Source organism: Pantoea sp. PNA 03-3 (genome assembly GCF_003201175.1).
Taxonomy (GTDB): Bacteria; Pseudomonadota; Gammaproteobacteria; order Enterobacterales; family Enterobacteriaceae; genus Pantoea; species Pantoea stewartii.
Genome location: NZ_QICO01000003.1, coordinates 551,959 through 567,129, shown reverse-complemented (window position 1 = coordinate 567,129; position 15,171 = coordinate 551,959). Strand labels below are relative to the sequence as shown.

General features: G+C 48.1%; 16 protein-coding genes, 1 tRNA gene and 4 pseudogenes. 12 read left to right on the top strand and 9 right to left on the bottom strand.

Features of this window, described 5'->3' with window-relative positions:
• Positions 1-32: 32 nt before the first annotated feature.
• From C7433_RS23895 to C7433_RS12370, 6 genes and pseudogenes are all read left to right on the top strand, one after another.
• Positions 33-503 (top strand): annotated as a pseudogene (locus C7433_RS23895) (RHS repeat-associated core domain-containing protein); the annotation flags it as partial.
• A gap of 44 nt (positions 504-547) precedes the next feature.
• Complete coding sequence (locus tag C7433_RS12390; RefSeq protein WP_110268272.1) at positions 548-925, top strand: hypothetical protein; 378 nt, start codon at positions 548-550, stop codon at positions 923-925.
• A gap of 138 nt (positions 926-1,063) precedes the next feature.
• Positions 1,064-1,720 (top strand): annotated as a pseudogene (locus C7433_RS12385) (RHS repeat-associated core domain-containing protein); the annotation flags it as partial.
• Between the two features lie 23 nt (positions 1,721-1,743).
• Positions 1,744-2,079 (top strand): hypothetical protein, encoded by a 336-nt coding sequence (locus C7433_RS12380; protein WP_110268271.1) that lies wholly within the window; start codon positions 1,744-1,746, stop codon positions 2,077-2,079.
• A gap of 194 nt (positions 2,080-2,273) precedes the next feature.
• A pseudogene (locus C7433_RS24130) lies at positions 2,274-2,825 on the top strand (RHS repeat-associated core domain-containing protein); the annotation flags it as partial.
• An 11-nt stretch (positions 2,826-2,836) separates the two neighbouring features.
• Positions 2,837-3,226, top strand: coding sequence for a hypothetical protein (locus C7433_RS12370; RefSeq protein WP_110268270.1), 390 nt, complete (start codon positions 2,837-2,839; stop codon positions 3,224-3,226).
• Positions 3,227-3,315: 89 nt separating this feature from the next.
• On the opposite strand, the pseudogene C7433_RS23880 reads toward C7433_RS12370, so the two are convergent.
• A pseudogene (locus tag C7433_RS23880) lies at positions 3,316-3,650 on the bottom strand (replication protein); the annotation flags it as partial.
• Between the two features lie 76 nt (positions 3,651-3,726).
• Here C7433_RS23880 and C7433_RS12360 point away from each other — a divergent pair.
• Complete coding sequence (locus C7433_RS12360; RefSeq protein ID WP_110268269.1) at positions 3,727-4,128, top strand: hypothetical protein; 402 nt, start codon at positions 3,727-3,729, stop codon at positions 4,126-4,128.
• A gap of 270 nt (positions 4,129-4,398) precedes the next feature.
• Here C7433_RS12360 and C7433_RS12355 read toward each other — a convergent pair whose 3' ends face one another.
• Positions 4,399-4,869: an Lrp/AsnC family transcriptional regulator gene (locus C7433_RS12355; protein WP_039338077.1), complete on the bottom strand. Its 471-nt coding sequence runs from the start codon at positions 4,867-4,869 to the stop codon at positions 4,399-4,401.
• Between the two features lie 261 nt (positions 4,870-5,130).
• Here C7433_RS12355 and C7433_RS12350 point away from each other — a divergent pair, with 261 nt between their 5' ends.
• From C7433_RS12350 to C7433_RS12335, 4 genes are all read left to right on the top strand, one after another.
• Positions 5,131-5,757 carry a LysE family translocator gene (locus C7433_RS12350; RefSeq protein WP_110268268.1) on the top strand — a complete coding sequence of 209 codons (627 nt, stop codon included), beginning with the start codon at positions 5,131-5,133 and terminating at the stop codon, positions 5,755-5,757.
• A gap of 147 nt (positions 5,758-5,904) precedes the next feature.
• Complete coding sequence (locus tag C7433_RS12345; RefSeq protein WP_039338080.1) at positions 5,905-6,552, top strand: TetR family transcriptional regulator; 648 nt, start codon at positions 5,905-5,907, stop codon at positions 6,550-6,552.
• A 64-nt stretch (positions 6,553-6,616) separates the two neighbouring features.
• Positions 6,617-7,999: a D-arabinono-1,4-lactone oxidase gene (locus C7433_RS12340; RefSeq protein ID WP_033740403.1), complete on the top strand. Its 1,383-nt coding sequence runs from the start codon at positions 6,617-6,619 to the stop codon at positions 7,997-7,999.
• 17 nt (positions 8,000-8,016) lie between these two features.
• The gene (locus tag C7433_RS12335; RefSeq protein ID WP_110268267.1) at positions 8,017-8,847 is read left to right on the top strand and encodes a glycosyltransferase family 8 protein; all 831 of its coding nucleotides are present in this window, start codon (positions 8,017-8,019) and stop codon (positions 8,845-8,847) included.
• A gap of 72 nt (positions 8,848-8,919) precedes the next feature.
• Here C7433_RS12335 and C7433_RS12330 read toward each other — a convergent pair whose 3' ends face one another.
• Positions 8,920-10,041, bottom strand: coding sequence for a Gfo/Idh/MocA family protein (locus C7433_RS12330; protein ID WP_110268266.1), 1,122 nt, complete (start codon positions 10,039-10,041; stop codon positions 8,920-8,922).
• 305 nt (positions 10,042-10,346) lie between these two features.
• Between C7433_RS12330 and C7433_RS12325 the strand changes: the two genes are divergently transcribed.
• A tRNA-Asn gene (locus C7433_RS12325) sits at positions 10,347-10,422 on the top strand.
• Between the two features lie 125 nt (positions 10,423-10,547).
• On the opposite strand, the gene C7433_RS12320 is transcribed toward C7433_RS12325, so the two are convergent.
• From C7433_RS12320 to C7433_RS12295, 6 genes are all read right to left on the bottom strand, one after another.
• Complete coding sequence (locus tag C7433_RS12320) at positions 10,548-10,817, bottom strand: hypothetical protein (protein WP_110268265.1); 270 nt, start codon at positions 10,815-10,817, stop codon at positions 10,548-10,550.
• Between the two features lie 65 nt (positions 10,818-10,882).
• The gene (locus C7433_RS12315) at positions 10,883-11,134 is read right to left on the bottom strand and encodes a SymE family type I addiction module toxin (RefSeq protein ID WP_172912958.1); all 252 of its coding nucleotides are present in this window, start codon (positions 11,132-11,134) and stop codon (positions 10,883-10,885) included.
• Between the two features lie 666 nt (positions 11,135-11,800).
• The gene (locus C7433_RS12310; RefSeq protein WP_054633505.1) at positions 11,801-12,637 is read right to left on the bottom strand and encodes a hypothetical protein; all 837 of its coding nucleotides are present in this window, start codon (positions 12,635-12,637) and stop codon (positions 11,801-11,803) included.
• Positions 12,638-12,673: 36 nt separating this feature from the next.
• Complete coding sequence (locus C7433_RS12305; protein ID WP_033740412.1) at positions 12,674-13,156, bottom strand: type VI secretion system tube protein Hcp; 483 nt, start codon at positions 13,154-13,156, stop codon at positions 12,674-12,676.
• Between the two features lie 31 nt (positions 13,157-13,187).
• On the bottom strand, positions 13,188-13,670 hold the full coding sequence (locus C7433_RS12300; protein WP_039338087.1) for a type VI secretion system tube protein Hcp: 483 nt from the start codon (positions 13,668-13,670) through the stop codon (positions 13,188-13,190).
• A gap of 460 nt (positions 13,671-14,130) precedes the next feature.
• A complete protein-coding gene (locus C7433_RS12295; protein WP_054633503.1) occupies positions 14,131-15,153 on the bottom strand; it encodes an LLM class flavin-dependent oxidoreductase in 1,023 nt (340 codons plus the stop codon).
• Positions 15,154-15,171 lie beyond the last annotated feature (18 nt).

The following is a 15,171-nucleotide window of genomic DNA, read 5'->3' as shown; positions in this document are numbered from 1 at the left end:
CATGTTCGCCAAAAAGACAAATCGCCAGTTATCTTTTCAGGTATTACGATCCGCAGGTCGGGCGGTTTACGGTGCAGGACCCGACAGGATTGCTGAGAGGCTGGAATTTTTATCAATATGCACCGAATCCGCTGGGTTGGATTTATCCGTGGGGGCTGTCATTTGGTTCGGGTAAAGGTACAAATACTGCCAATGCCACATTATTTGATTCTGATGGTAATATAAAGACACAAGGAATATGGCAAAGTGTCAATATGACACCGGAAGCAAAAGTCCTTGGCTTTCCCCAGAAATCACTGGCAACCCATACAGAAGCGCGAATAACACATGAGTTAGATCAGATAGCTTCGCCGGGAGACAAATTGGTTATTGATGGCCAATATCCTCCATGTACTTCATGCCGTGGAAAGATGAACAAATTAAAATTGAACACTGGTTCAGATGTCGTCTATACATGGCCCGATGCAAAAGGTGAAAAAAAATGTCTGGTCTGCCGCAGGTAAAAAATCAACAAGAGCCAAAACTTGTTCTGGCTAAGGAATAATCAATGATTTCTACTAAAAAAATCGATGCTATCTGTGTTAACTGCTCTGATGAAGACGATGTGCTTACACTGGCAGTGGGCGATGATAACAGCGATCCCAAAAACTTTTTTATAATCGGAAGATTTGACGAAGATGATTTTTCCGTTGATGAATGTATTGGGTTTCAGAATGAGTCCACTCAATACGAGATACCATCAGCAATAGAATATGTTGAGCTAAATGATAAGGAATTGGTGGTTACAGTAAATGACATGGCCTCCAATGAGGCTGGTGCAAAAAGTTTTCATGCTATTTTTAAGACTACTATTGATAAAACCAAAATAAAGCAATTTTTACATGCTATTTTTAAAGATAGCAGTACAAAATTAAATATAAACTAGCTTTCTAAAAAGATCACAAAAAAGTCAAGTACCTGAAGCTTGACTTTTAATTTTTTTTTAAATTTGAATAATCCAAATAATAGTAAACTCATAACCTGAGCGCTTGCATATAGAAAATTCAAAATTATTAGACTAATTTACGGTAGTTTTGGCGAAGTTAACCGGCAGACGGAAGGCTTCCACAGATTCACGCAGCAAATTGCCCTCACTCATCAGCAGATGCGCTACGCCGGGCATTACGCTGACAGCGAGACCGGCCTGCACTATAATCTGTTCCGGTATTACGATCCGCAGGTTGGTCGGTTTACGGTACAGGACCCCATAGGATTGCTGGGAGGCTGGAATCTTTATCAGTATGCACCGAATCCGCTGGGTTGGATTGATCCGTGGGGGTTAGCTAACAGGCCAAATAATGGTGAATATCATATTTTTCATGATTATTCACTTGACCCTCAATATCGATATTCCAGTGATGCAGTCCAGTTCAACAGAGCTAATGTGGATTTTGTTCAGAAAATGGAGACGAATCTGGAATTTCGCCAAGATATGCTCAACAGATATCCAAAGCTAGATGACTGGCTCAAAGATGGGGATATGAGCAGAAGTCCTTCGGGATTAACCTGGCATCACCATGAAGATATAAACAGACTGACTCTGGTCGACAGATCAGACCATAGATCTAATCATTCTTTATATCATCCAACAGGTATAGGTGGACGTGATATATGGGGTGGTGGAAAACCTGGACGACGAGGTAAGCTTGATGGTCCTACTGGTAGAAAAATTTGTAGCTAAAACCTAAATAAAAAGGGGATAGTATGTCGATTAAAGATAACTACATGAAATTGAAAGATATAATTGACATCATGGTTAAATCACGTTGCGAAGATGATAATTTTTGCATTTATGGCTCAGACGGAGAGTTATTCGGAGAAAAAGAATATTTGGTCTCCGGTTATCCACAGTTAGATGAAAATGATAATGAAGTCTATCCGCAAGATGCGGCTAGCAAAGGTTTATCATATATTTATTCTGGTGAGCAGTTTGCTGATGTAATCTTATCAGTAATTGAACAAAAACCTTCTGCCAGTAATCAAGATTTCATTGATGCTTTAAACTATTACCTTGAAAATGATTATTTTTTAGATTTCTGACATTTATCCAGACAGCCTGCACATTATTTTTAAGGGTTGCAGGCTGTATTAAACTATTTTCAGCACCATCTTCACCAGAAATTAACTGAGGATATGAACAGACGTTAGTCTCGCGAGGGCAATAACTTGTAATCATTTCATGACATTCGTGAAAGCCATTATTCTAACTTAATTCTTTTGTTGAGGATGATTTTCAAACAGCCCTCGCTCATCAGCCATTGCGCTATGCCGACAGTGAAACGGGGCTGCACTATAATCTGTTCCGGTATTACGATCCGCAGGTTGGACGCTTTACGGTGCAGGACCCGACAGGATTGCTGGGAGGCTGGAATCTTTATCAGTATGCACCGAATCCGTTGGGTTGGATTGATCCGTGAGGACTGTCAAGATATCCTGGGGTCGATTTCTCAGGAAGTGATGCACTTTATCCTCATGGTGAAAATATTGTAAAAATACCAATGACAGGCAGTCGTTATGGCGACTTTAAGGCAGCAAACGAATTGGCAAATTACAAAAACTCAGTTGGGAATATCACAGGTAAATCATATCCAGATGGCTATACCTGGCACCATTTAAATGATTATGATCCCATAACGAATACTTCTACCATGCAACTTGTAGAGACAAGCGCTCATGAAGCCACTTTCCCTCACTCCGGCTCAGTGAGCCAATACGAACAGTATCATGGTGTTAAATATGAATCACTTGAAGCGAAGAAAACTGCAAAATCATTGAATTGTAAATAGTGAGGTACATTATGCAATCAGAAGACTTAAAATTTTATGAAGATGATGAAGGTATTGCTGTCGATTTGAAGTTGAAAGCATTCGGTCCGGATGAAGTACAATGTGTTAATCTTGAATCTGAATTATCAGATAAAAAGATGAAAGATGATATACTTTATTTAATTAATCACCAAAATGAGTTTTTACAAAAAATTCAAAAAGCAGTTCATAAGTATTGTATCAAAATAAACAATCAAGAACCGTCTGATCTTAAACTTATTAAACTGTACATTTTCCCAGATAAAGAAAATGAATATGGTTTTATGTTCTTAACAAAAATTGATAGTGAACATGGAATTGGTGTAAAAATGACGAATGGAAATATAGAAAAAATTGGCAGTAGTGAAACGGCATTTTTGTAAAACACCTCTATATTCATTAAAAAATAAACTACCGTAGTAAATTGAACTGTACCTTAATATAGACAATATATTAAGGTACAGTTTTTACATTAACAACGGCTTTTGTTTAGGTTGAAATTTTTCGATTCGCATTTAATACAAGATTTAACAAAGGACAGACTATCACCATTGAATTTAAAACAGGAGTAATGAAGTAGTAGTTCTGTATCATAGTTTCAGCAAAAAAAACATTTTCCCACCAACTCTTTCATACCTTTAAAAAAAGTTTTTCTGGATATTTTAACAATGGTTTTTCTACAATATTATACAACATTAAAATTGTGTCGGTGTTCTTATGCTCCTGCATTGCTCCGTATAGTATTTCAAAAACTTTCTCCCTTGCCGAAGATAACTCAGTGATCGCTGTGACATCATTAACATATAACGGTTTACAGACCGAAATATACGTCGGGTGCTAGTGTTTCGCCTTATAACAAAAATATTAACCCTTGAGGCGATTAATGAGAAAGCGTGTGCTGTATTTTGCTTTAACGATGATGTTGACAGGATGTGTAGCCCGTTCTCATGAACCCGATCCACTACAAGTGCAGCTTGCCAGTTACGGTACGCTGCCAGACACTTATAAAACGGATGTCAAAAATACGTTTTATTATCATCTGAAAGATCCTTACAGCGCGCATTATCGTTTTTTTAAACCTTTTAAAGGATATACCTGGGTAATGAATGTGCCCGAAGATAAAGAAGAATTGATGTTTGGCTGGGTCATCCCCGGCGTGATTAATACAAAAAACAGTTTTGGCGCTTATGTCGGCGCGCGCAGGTTCGTGGTGATTTATTCAAATGGTCAATACCAAAATATTTACTACACGAAAGGCACGAAAAAAATCGGGCGGGTGCCTTAAAACAGCATTTTGTTTTCTGAACCATTAACACGCCATCGTCAATGGCGTGTTTTTCAAATCACAACGATAAAGGCGCAGAGTTTCGCGGAATGAGTGCCCATTGTGTTGCCTGATATTAGCTCTGCCCACGCCAGAAACTTCAAAAAGCCTTTTATGGCATCCCGGCTTTTCCGTCATTTCCTGTTCTTTATAATTATCGCGTCAACGCTACGTTCAACGCGGCTGAGTCCGGCTGCATCACAGATGCTGCATAAGATTCAGCCGGTCATATCAGTGTGAATTTTTAACCGGATAAGCGGTTAGCGGTTTGATCTCTTTAAGCACAAACATACTTTGCATCTCTTTAATGCGCGGCAATCTGCGTACTACGGACATGGCGAACTCTGCATAAGTTTCGAGATCGCTCGCCACAACCTGTAGCAGGAAATCGGCATCACCACCGATACTGTAGCAGGCCACCACATCATCCAGCGCCGTGACCTGTTGCTCGAATTTTTTTGCCTCATCCTCGCTGTGGCAATCAATAACCACCCGAATAAACACCATGACCCCGGCGCCGATTTTTTTGCGGTCCAGTACAGCCCGGTACCCCTGAATGACGCCCTGCTCTTCCAGCCTGCGCACTTTACGCCAGCACGGTGAGGCAGACATACCAATCTTGTCAGCCAGTTCCTGATTAGTAATACGGGCATCGTCCTGTAAAACACGCAGGATTTTCATTTCTGTCTTATCAAGCAGCATACCGGTCAATTCCTTCCGCTACATTTCGTTTATGAGGTTAATTCTTGCAAAGAATACGATAAATGAATGTGATTGAGACAGCCTATTTCTGTCTCGCCAGGACATACTGTTTTCAGGTGCTGTACAAGGTGCAGATCAAAAGAAATGGCCGGACACGGCAGATTAAGGCGGCAGACGAGGCCGGGTTGTCCTCGTCATGCCGCTTTTCATGGCCAGCCTGTCTGGATTTTATCCCGACATAACATTTATGAAGGAAAGACGATGCCTGCGATAACAGAATTACTGCCTTATATACTGGCGCTGGGTCTGGCCGCGGCCATTCCCGGCCCGGGCATGACAGCGATCGTGGCCCGTACCCTTAACGGGGGCTCTCTGGCGGGTTTGGCTGCGCTTGCAGGCGTGATAATGGGCGATTTATTTTATTTGACGCTCGCCGTGTTTGGCCTGGCCGTTGTCGCTCATACCTATACCGGACTGTTTACACTGATTAACTGGGCTGCGGCGCTCTATTTAGCTTTTCTGGCCTGGCAGTTCTGGTCTTATCAGCCGCATTCCATCACGCTGGACCAAAAAGTGACGCACAAGCAACTGACTTCTGCCTGGCTGTCAGGCCTGACCATCACACTGGGCAACCCGAAAACAATCGCGTTTTATCTGGCCATATTACCGCTTGTGATATCGCTGGAGAGCATATCCTTAACATTCTGGGCAGCCATACTGGTGCCCGTTACCGCAGCGGTGCTGCTGATGGTCGGAGCCATGTTTATTCTGGCGGCAGTAAGCGTTCGCGCATTACTGACCAGCCAACGTGCACAGCGCATCATGTTTAAATCGGTCGGCGTTATCATGCTGCTGGCCGCCATCGGTATGATCCTGAAAACGCTTTAATGCCGTGACCGAGGTGACACGGCTTCCCGTGCGACGTCAGAACAGACTGATTAATCTTCATTTGCTCTCGGTATAAGTAACAGCCCTGATCCGCTGTGGTAACATCTTGCCCTCACCTTCTCGTTACCGGGCACCCTGTTAAGCACTATGTCAGACACTACGAAACGCAAAAATGATCCTGAAGGACTTAAAAAGCGCATTCTTGCGAGCGCACTGACGACCTTTGCTGAGTTTGGCATGCAAGGCGCCCGTCTTGAGCAAATTGCTGAAAATGCCCAGACGACTAAACGAATGGTGGTTTACCATTTTGGCAATAAGGAACAGCTCTATATCGATGCGCTGGAACAGGTTTACCAGCAGATCAGGGAGCATGAAACTGGCCTGAATCTGGCCTCGCTCGCCCCTGAGCAGGCCATCATAAAACTGGTTGAAGCCAGCTTCGATTACCATGTTTCCCACCCGGATTTTGTGCGTCTGATCTGTATGGAGAACCTGTCTCGCGGCCGCTACATCTCGCAGTCTGCCCGTCTGAGCCAGCTGAACCGCAGTGCGCTGGACTTACTGGACGATATTCTGAGCCGGGGACAGCAGCAGGGACTGTTCATCAAAGAGATCGAGACACTGGACGTGCATCGCCTGATCAGCAGTATTTGTGTGCATCAGGTCTCCAACCGCTTCACCTTCAATACGCTGTTTAGTCGGGACAAAAATGAAGACGAGATCATCCGTCGTAATCGCCAGCTCGCCGTCACGGCAACGCTGCGCTACATCGGTTGCTCACGCCACGCGTCCTGAGCGCTGAAAAGGATAGTCTATGCTTAAGTGGTAATAACAATATCACTTAAGTAAGGAAAGCAGCTTGAGCAGAGACGCCAGCCTTTATCCGCTTCGCCAGACGCAGCGTGAACCTCATGACAATACACTCTGGAACTGGGCGCAAAACGCGCCGATTGGTACACAACAGCAGGTAAAACGCCCTGCCAATGAGGCGGCTTTGCAGCAGTTACTGCGCGACACTCACAACACAGTGCGCGTTATTGGCAAAACCTACTCACCCGGCAGAATGCTGGCTGTGCATCCCGACGATCTGTTACTGGATCTGAGCGCCTTTACCGGCCTGCTCCGCAGCGATGCTCACAGCGTTACGTTTGCTGGCGCCACACCGCTCGAACAGATCTACAGCACCCTGACAGACATGGACCGCATGCTGGCCTCTTCGCCGGGCGTGATCTCCGTGCAGACGCTGGCCGGTGCGATGGCAACCGGTACGCACGGTCAGGGTCTGCAGCAAAGCTCCATTGCGGATGAAGCCGAGCAGATCCGTCTGGTGCTGAGCGACGGATCCATACGGGAGCTGTCGCGCGGTGACGACGATTTTGCGGCGGCGCTGGTGTCGCTCGGCACCCTGGGCATCGTGACCGAAGTGACGTTGCGCACCCAACCGTTCCGCATCTTCACCTGCCACAAGAATGCAGTTTCGGCGGACAACCTGGAAAGCGATCTGCTGCGCTGGAATGAAGATTATGCACTCAGTAAGGCCTGGTGGTTTGTTGACGATAACATCATGCACGTCTGGAATGCACATCAGGCCAGCTACGATGAGATCCAGCGTTACGAGCAGTCGGGACGCGAAGTAGTAGAACATGCCGATGAAGGTGATGACAGCCTGAACGATACGATCGAACAGACGCTGGAGCACATGCATCGCGATACGCAGATTCACGGTAAAGGCGGCAAACAGTTCCGCACTGTGACTCGCTTTCGCGACTTTACCGATGTCACAGGCGACATCTACCAACTGTTCTGTCGCGGTATCGCCGTGCCGCAGATCAACGTTGAGATTGGCGTTCCGCTGGCGCGCACGCCGGCGATCATCAGCAAGATCAAACGCTGGTATGCCGAAAATCGTCCGCACATGCACTATCCGATTATCCTGCGCTGCACCGGTGCCTCATCCGCCTGGCTGAGCCCCGCCTTCGACCAGCCCACCTGCTTCTTTGGCTTTGTCGTTTATTACGCGGATGATGGATCGCTTTCTGAGGCCGGTCTGCACTTTTTAAGCGAGGTGGAGAAGCTGCTGGCCGAAGAAGGTGGGCGTCCGCACTGGGGTAAATATTACGATGCCTCGCTCTACCACTGGCGGGATCTTTATCCGCACTGGGACCGCTTTCGCGCCCTGCGTGAACAACTTGATCCGCACCACCGCTTCAGCAACGACTATACCGCTGCACTGTTTAACTAATTTAAAAAAGGGATGTTATGTTTGCCTGGGTAACGTTACTGACGCAACCGGATTATCTGGTGGGCGTGAAAGCGCTGCACCGTTCACTGCAACAGACGAAAACACGCTGGCCACTGCTTGTGATGGCCACCAATGCTATCAGTGACAGCGAGTGTGAAGCCCTCAGGGATGAGGGCTGTATTATCCGCCGGGTTGATCCGCTTTATCCGGATAATGATTTGAATCAGCACTATGCCTCTGAACGCTTTGGCGAGGTCTGGACTAAGCTGCGCGCCTGGCAGTTGACCGAGTATCGGCGCGTGGTATTCCTGGATGCTGACATGCTCATCTTAAAGAATATGGATGAACTGTTTACACTGGACCTGGGTGACTTCGTGCTGGCCGCCTGCCACGCCTGCCGCTGTAATCCCAACCAGATTGAGTCCTATCCTGACAGTTGGGAGCCCGAGTTCTGCCACTATACCTGGCAGGAGCGCGAGCAGACGCCGCCGGCCCATGTGGATTATTACCTGAACGGTGGATTCCTGGTGCTGGAACCGGATGAGGCTGTCTTTAACGATCTTGAAGCGCGTATTGCCGCCATTGATGACCTGCGCGCCTATGCCTTCTCAGAACAGGACTTGCTCAACGAAGCTTTTAAAGATAAATGGCTGCCCCTTTCCTATATTTATAACGCGCTAAAAACGCTTCGTTTTCAGCACGATACGTTGTGGGAATGTAATGAAGTGAAGAACCTGCACTACATTCTGGCGAAGCCCTGGGAGCGGGATTTGTCACAGCCGGTGAGCCAGCGTGACCGCTATTACGCGATGGACAAGCTGTGGTGGGACAAAGCATCTGACTGCTGATAACAACGTGCGCCTGCCTGTCCGCAGGCGCACAGGTTCCCGTCTGTGCATTAAAGTATGCTGTAACTACTATCAAACTTCCTTCCAGCACCGTTCTGTGGCGGATAACGCAATCGCCTCCAGCACCTTTTGTACCTGCAAACCTTCGGCAAAATCCGGCCACATACGATCGCCTGCGGCGACGCCATTAATCAGATCGCGTATTTCCACGGTCTTTTGATCGTTAAAGCCGATACCGTGTCCTGCCGACACACAGAAACTGGCGTAATCCGGATGAGCAGGCCCGGTCAGAATCGTTTTGAAGCCCTGACGCCCTGCGGGTTCATCATGAAGATAGAGTTCAAGCTCTGCCATCCGTTCCTGCGTATAGCGCAGCGTGCCTTTGGTGCCCGTCACCACATAGGTCAGGCCCATTTTGGCTCCGCAGGCAATGCGCGAAGTTTCAATCACGCCCTGCGCCCCGTTCTGGAAACGCAGCAATGCGCTGGCCTGATCTTCATTCTCAACCGGTAACTGACGACTGAGATCTTTCGGGTCAGGACGCGACCTGATGACCGTCATCATATCGCCGCTGACTTCCACAATATTGCCGACCAGATAATGCGCCATATTGACGATATGCGCAGCCAGATCGCCCAGAGCGCCCAGTCCGGCCAGCGCTTTTTTACAGTGCCAGTCGAGCGGCGTGTCGGGTTTTGCCAGATAGTCCTCGTTGTGCGTGCCATAAAAGTGCACCACTTCGCCGATTTCGCCTCGGGCAATAATCTCTTTCGCCAGCTGACTGGTGGGGTTTTTCATGTAATTGAAACCCACCAGCGTTTTCACGCCGGTCTTTGCCGCGGCTTCCACCATTTCCCGGGCATCCGCTACGGTCAGGGAAAGCGGCTTTTCGGAATAGACATGTTTACCGTTAGCAATCGCAGCCAGCGCCATCTCTTTATGCAGAAAATTGGGCGCACAGATATCCACCACATCAATATTGGGATCGCACACCAGCTCACGCCAATCACCGGTTGAGCGGGCAAACCCAAAGGTGGCGGCCTGCTTTGCCGCCAGTTCCGGATTCACCTCTGCCAGCATCTCACGGACAATCTCCCCTTTTAACGCAAACACCGCAGGGGCCTGGGCATAAGCAATCGCATGACAGCGGCCAATGTAGCCACTGCCGATCATGCCGATTCTGACTTTGTTCATTTGGACTCCGGGCGGACAGCGAAAGTTGAAATGAAATTTAAATTCCATTTATTAGCATTTCAAACTAAAAATGAAATAAATGTGACGAACATAAAGAACAATCGTCACTGTCCAGTCCAAGGCGACGTTTTACGCGGTTTGGGTTTCTGTTTACGCAATAAGAAACCCTGTGAAGCCGCTTGTTAGCGTTAGCGATACGGCACAGCGCACAGAGTTGGCGAGTATTTCAGCAATCAGACACTTTTATGAAAAAGAGTTTTGACAAGCCTGCACGACGTCGATAATATGCGCCCCGTTCAAACGATTCCTCTGTAGTTCAGTCGGTAGAACGGCGGACTGTTAATCCGTATGTCACTGGTTCGAGTCCAGTCAGAGGAGCCAGATTTAGAGAAGCCCGCTCAGTGAAACCTGAGCGGGCTTTTTGTTTTGGGAATGGCGTGAAATACGCAACAATCCAGGTCGCGTTACAGCGCAGGGAACTTAACGCAGGCGCTGCTCCGGCTGCGCTACTTCTTACCCACGATAAAACCCGCTACCGCGCGTAAGCCATCGATGATCGGCATCGTTGCCGCCCCCGCCAGGAAGTCCTCGTAATCCGCCTGGTTACGTTGGCGAATATCCGCAAAGCGAGCGAGTGCCTTTTTCTCACTGGACGCACTCATCTCCTCAAATTGCTTTTCATAGCCCTGCGCAATGAGCTGGGTAGCCTCGTCTGTAGACGATTTTTCCAGCACGACAATCTGCTTACCCTTTTGGAAAAAACAGTAATGTGGCATGTCAGGCTCCTTAAACGGGGCGGTTGATTCTGTAACTATAAACGGTGGTTAGAGCAACACAACCCTTAACGCGCTGGGGAAAGGTTCTCTTCTGACTCCGGTGTCTCGACCTGCAACACGATACAGCCCTTGCTGATCTCTGCCCTTACCTTCGTCCCCGTCTCGAATCCCAATTCACGTAACCATTTGCCACTAATGTTCAGTGCAGGTGTGCTGGTGTCCCCGAATTTAGGTACATATCCAACTGTATAATGTCGCTGGGTTTTAAATGAGGCCGCCGTAAGTGCAGCGTCAGAAGATCGGGCATTCATCGTCATTTGCAAGCTCCTGGTCAATAAGGTGAGTCCATCATTCGCGAGGCCATTTGGCGCGATACAGGCCGGATGAGGCTGTACCTGCTTCTGGTGCACCAGCACCGGGTTTGCGCCTTCAGACAGCCCGCTTACTGTTTATGTATGCAAGACATCAATGAGTTACAAGAGTGCCGACGCGCTGATATCGGGAGGTTTTCTTACTGGGCTGGTCCCGCTATCGGGTCTGACAAACGCTTGTTAACCATAACGATTTTAGCGGATGACAACAAGTCAGGACCTGGAAGCTAACTCACATAACGTTGACAATATTCTGCTGTCTGTCCCGTCCGGCCCTGCGGCCGACTGTTAATGCGCCTCCAACGCATACTGCGCGCCAACTGACACGCCGTATGCGCGAATGGATAATGTGAATGGTGGGGCCTGAAGCCTGACTTTTGGCTGGCGCAAAGCAATACCGTTTACCCGGGCGGAAAAGCGCGGGGTAACCTTTATCCGCGCAGGGTAACTTATCTGAGAAGTGAGACGGTAAACGCAAAATCCAGGGCGTATGCTTTAACCGGTAAGGTGGTCAGTCTGCTTACCTTTATCAAGACGTGAACTCACCGTCCGGCACGCTAAGCGGGCTTGCCGTCTGAATAGCGTTGCCTTCAGACAGCTTTTCGCCATTCCTTACGGGAATTTTAAGTTAATCAGATTACTGTACTGCGTGCGTGAAAGAGAAAGGGGTGCCTGGTTTTTAAAAAAAACCTTCACAAACTCGGCACTTGTGCCATACAGCTCCACACGCTGATATTCATGGCGGATAAATTGCTGAAGGATGGGCGTCATGTCCCGCGCATGATCCTGGGGCCAGGCGTTATGGGATGCCACGGTTTGCTCAAAGGTGAGGGGCGTACGCATTTGATCATCGGGTTTAAAATTAGCGCGTTTACGCTCCGCTTCTGTTTTGAAGTCTTCAAAGGCTTCATGTGCAGTATTAAAGAGATCCGCAAGTGCTTTGATATGGGCAGCCATCTGATTAACGGCAACGGTTTTTTTGTTGACGAAGTAGGCGCCTGCCGCAGAAAAGAGTGCCGCCAGTACAGGAAGAGAGCCCCGTCCAATAATACTTCCAAGACCCTGGTAAGCGGACCATAAAACCACACCTGTAGCGCCAGTAGAGCTTGATATCGCACCTGTCGCAATCGAACTTGCCTGCTGAACTCTGACGCCGCCAATACGATTGTCAAGATGCCGAATTTCTCCGCCAGGCCTCCTGACTGAAGCCGACTCTTCGTTCCAGGTTTTATAACGACGGTTATTATCTTCTTTATAATTCGACATCGCATAAGCAATCTGGCTGGTATCGGTTTTACTCAGCCGGGCGATTTCCGCTGGTTCAAACGATCTGACTAAAATCAGCGCTTCATCAAGCACCTCTTTGGACAGAAAGTTAGCGGAACCCGCAGGATTAAAACGAGGGTCCGTAGTCAGGCCCTCAATAAGACTCACTTTTGGAAATGCCATAACGCCCTCACTTTTTGATGCCGCCCGACAAAGTCATTAGTTTTCTTTATTTTGTTTAATATCCCAGCCCATCTGTACAGAAGCGGCTTTCGTTCCCTGAGAAGCCTGTTCCCAGTATTCCAGTGCCACTTTGCTGGCCTGAAAGGAATATTGCATACCCAGCGTTGACGCGTGCCCGACGCCGGTGAAGTCAGTCTGTGTCACCAGGACATCCTCAAGTGTGATGCGGGTATACTCCACTTCCTGTCCACCCGCCTTGCAAACGGACAGCTGAACTTTCGGCAGATGTTTACCACTGGCGCAATATTTCACTAATGCAGGCGTGGCCTTATCAATTAAGGCCTCAACGGTTAAATCGCGGTAATTTACTTTACCTGCTCCCCCACCGCCGCCAACGGCCATATTCCCTGGCTGCTGCGCGCCCCAGTCAAATGAAAGTACATCAATCCATTTTTTATGATTCGCATTTTGCGACTCACCTTCAATCCCGTCTATCTTCAAAAATATATCAATAGCCATTTTTCACCTTTATATTTACGGGCAGATTAACTCAGCTCTCTTTATTTTGTTTAATATCCCAACCGGCTTTGCTTTCCGCACCTTTAGTCCCGCTGGCGCTTTGCTCCCAATAGCTGGTAGAAACTTTAGATGCCTGAAAGGCATAGTCCACAACAATAGTGTCACTTTGCCCGATACCGTTGAAATTCGTTGCGGTGACCAGAACATCTTCCAGCACAATTTTCGTGTACTCAATCTGACTACCGCCAGCTTTGCAAACCGACAGTTCAACTTTTGAAACATGCTTTCCGCTGGAACAGTATTTAAGAATGGCTGGCGTGGATTTATCGATTAAGGCTTTGATCCGCAGATCGTTAAAACTCACTTTTCCCGCGCCACCACCGCCGCCAACAGCCATATTGCCGGGTTGTGAAGCCCCCCACTCAAATGAGAGTACGTCGGTCCATCCTTTATGTTTACTGTCCTGTGATTCACCTGTGGTGCCTTCAACTTTCAAATAAATATCGATCGCCATTCTTTTTTCCGGTTAGTTTGGGGTGGGACAAAATGCACGATGCACATCGCCAGGCTGAGACATTTCGTCAGCATCAGTGCCATCTTAAATTCAGGATAAGCACCGGCCTGTCATTTCTGTTCGCTATAAAGTGGAAATAAAAAGATGACTGCGTTATTCACGCAGCAATTAGGGATAGTTAATCAGGCAACGATTCTTTCTACGCCCTTTACTCATTAATAAAATTAACATGAGTTCATGTCAATTAATTTACAACGCGCATGATTTTATTGAGATAAATCCGAAAGAGTTATTCTTAATAAGAAATTGTGTCGCGACGAAATAGTTTTTTAAAATAAAAAAACGGTATTCACTGCTACGTAACCGGGAGAGAAGACAGGACATCAGGATGGAAAAGAATGAAAAACCCCGCGCAATCCGGACTGCGCGGGGGCCTTATTCTCACAGAATCAGTTAGCGTTTAACGCCAGCCTAATTCAGGAGCGACATACTTCAGAATCGCTTCAATCACATGGGCATTATATTCCACGCCCAACTGATTCGGCACGGTGAGCAGCAAGGTATCCGCTTCGGCAATCGCCTGATCCTCTGCCAGCAGTTTGATCAGCTTTTCGGGTTCAGCCGCGTAACTGCGACCGAAAATGGCGCGGGTTTTCTCATCCAGAAAACCGACGGAATCCTGATCCTGACCACTGCGACCAAAGTAGGCGCGGTCCATATCATTCACCAGCGCGAAGATACTGCGGCTGACGGAAACCCGCGGTTCACGTTGATGCCCTGCCGCTTTCCAGGCGTCACGGTAGGCGCGAATCTGTTTGGCCTGCTGGATGTGGAACGGCTCGCCGGTTTCATCATCTTTCAGCGTCGAGCTTTGCAGATTCATGCCCATTTTCGCTGCCCATACTGCGGTGGCGTTGGAACCCGAGCCCCACCAGATACGCTCACGTAAGCCTTCCGACAGCGGTTCAAGACGCAGCAAGCCCGGTGGATTGGGGAACATTGGCTGGGGATTCGGTTTAGCAAAGCCTTCGCCACGCAGCGCATCCAGGAATACTTCCGTATGGCGACGGCCCATGTCCGCATCCGTCTCGCCTTCCTGCGGCACGTAGCCGAAGTAACGCCAGCCATCAATCACCTGCTCGGGTGAACCACGGCTCAGTCCCAACTGTAAGCGACCGTTGGAAATCAGATCCGCAGCGCTGGCATCCTCCACCATATAAAGCGGATTTTCATAGCGCATGTCGATCACGCCAGTCCCTATTTCAATTTTTTTGGTGCGTGCACCGACCGCAGCCAGCAGCGGGAACGGCGAGCTGAGCTGACGGGCGAAGTGGTGCACACGAAAATAGGCCCCATCCGCGCCCAGTTCTTCCGCTGCGACGGCCAGGTCGATAGATTGCAGCAACACATCCTGGGCAGAACGCGTGGCGGACTGCGGCGAGGGCGTCCAGTGGCCAAATGAGAGAAAACCAATCTTTTTCATCTGTAACATCTCCTGGCG

What these genes read in the sequence shown, in the direction of transcription:
- C7433_RS12330 (WP_110268266.1), bottom strand. Translation starts at nt 10,041, where the DNA reads ATGAACAAAGTCAGAATCGGCATGATCGGCAGTGGCTACATTGGCCGC.
- C7433_RS12315 (WP_172912958.1), bottom strand. Translation starts at nt 11,134, where the DNA reads ATGACGATGAATGCCCGATCTTCTGACGCTGCACTTACGGCGGCCTCA.
- C7433_RS12310 (WP_054633505.1), bottom strand. Translation starts at nt 12,637, where the DNA reads ATGGCATTTCCAAAAGTGAGTCTTATTGAGGGCCTGACTACGGACCCT.
- C7433_RS12350 (WP_110268268.1), top strand. Translation starts at nt 5,131, where the DNA reads ATGCCTGCGATAACAGAATTACTGCCTTATATACTGGCGCTGGGTCTG.
- C7433_RS12305 (WP_033740412.1), bottom strand. Translation starts at nt 13,156, where the DNA reads ATGGCTATTGATATATTTTTGAAGATAGACGGGATTGAAGGTGAGTCG.
- C7433_RS12300 (WP_039338087.1), bottom strand. Translation starts at nt 13,670, where the DNA reads ATGGCGATCGATATTTATTTGAAAGTTGAAGGCACCACAGGTGAATCA.
- C7433_RS12355 (WP_039338077.1), bottom strand. Translation starts at nt 4,869, where the DNA reads ATGCTGCTTGATAAGACAGAAATGAAAATCCTGCGTGTTTTACAGGAC.
- C7433_RS12380 (WP_110268271.1), top strand. Translation starts at nt 1,744, where the DNA reads ATGTCGATTAAAGATAACTACATGAAATTGAAAGATATAATTGACATC.
- C7433_RS12335 (WP_110268267.1), top strand. Translation starts at nt 8,017, where the DNA reads ATGTTTGCCTGGGTAACGTTACTGACGCAACCGGATTATCTGGTGGGC.
- C7433_RS12295 (WP_054633503.1), bottom strand. Translation starts at nt 15,153, where the DNA reads ATGAAAAAGATTGGTTTTCTCTCATTTGGCCACTGGACGCCCTCGCCG.
- C7433_RS12370 (WP_110268270.1), top strand. Translation starts at nt 2,837, where the DNA reads ATGCAATCAGAAGACTTAAAATTTTATGAAGATGATGAAGGTATTGCT.
- C7433_RS12390 (WP_110268272.1), top strand. Translation starts at nt 548, where the DNA reads ATGATTTCTACTAAAAAAATCGATGCTATCTGTGTTAACTGCTCTGAT.
- C7433_RS12345 (WP_039338080.1), top strand. Translation starts at nt 5,905, where the DNA reads ATGTCAGACACTACGAAACGCAAAAATGATCCTGAAGGACTTAAAAAG.
- C7433_RS12360 (WP_110268269.1), top strand. Translation starts at nt 3,727, where the DNA reads ATGAGAAAGCGTGTGCTGTATTTTGCTTTAACGATGATGTTGACAGGA.
- C7433_RS12320 (WP_110268265.1), bottom strand. Translation starts at nt 10,817, where the DNA reads ATGCCACATTACTGTTTTTTCCAAAAGGGTAAGCAGATTGTCGTGCTG.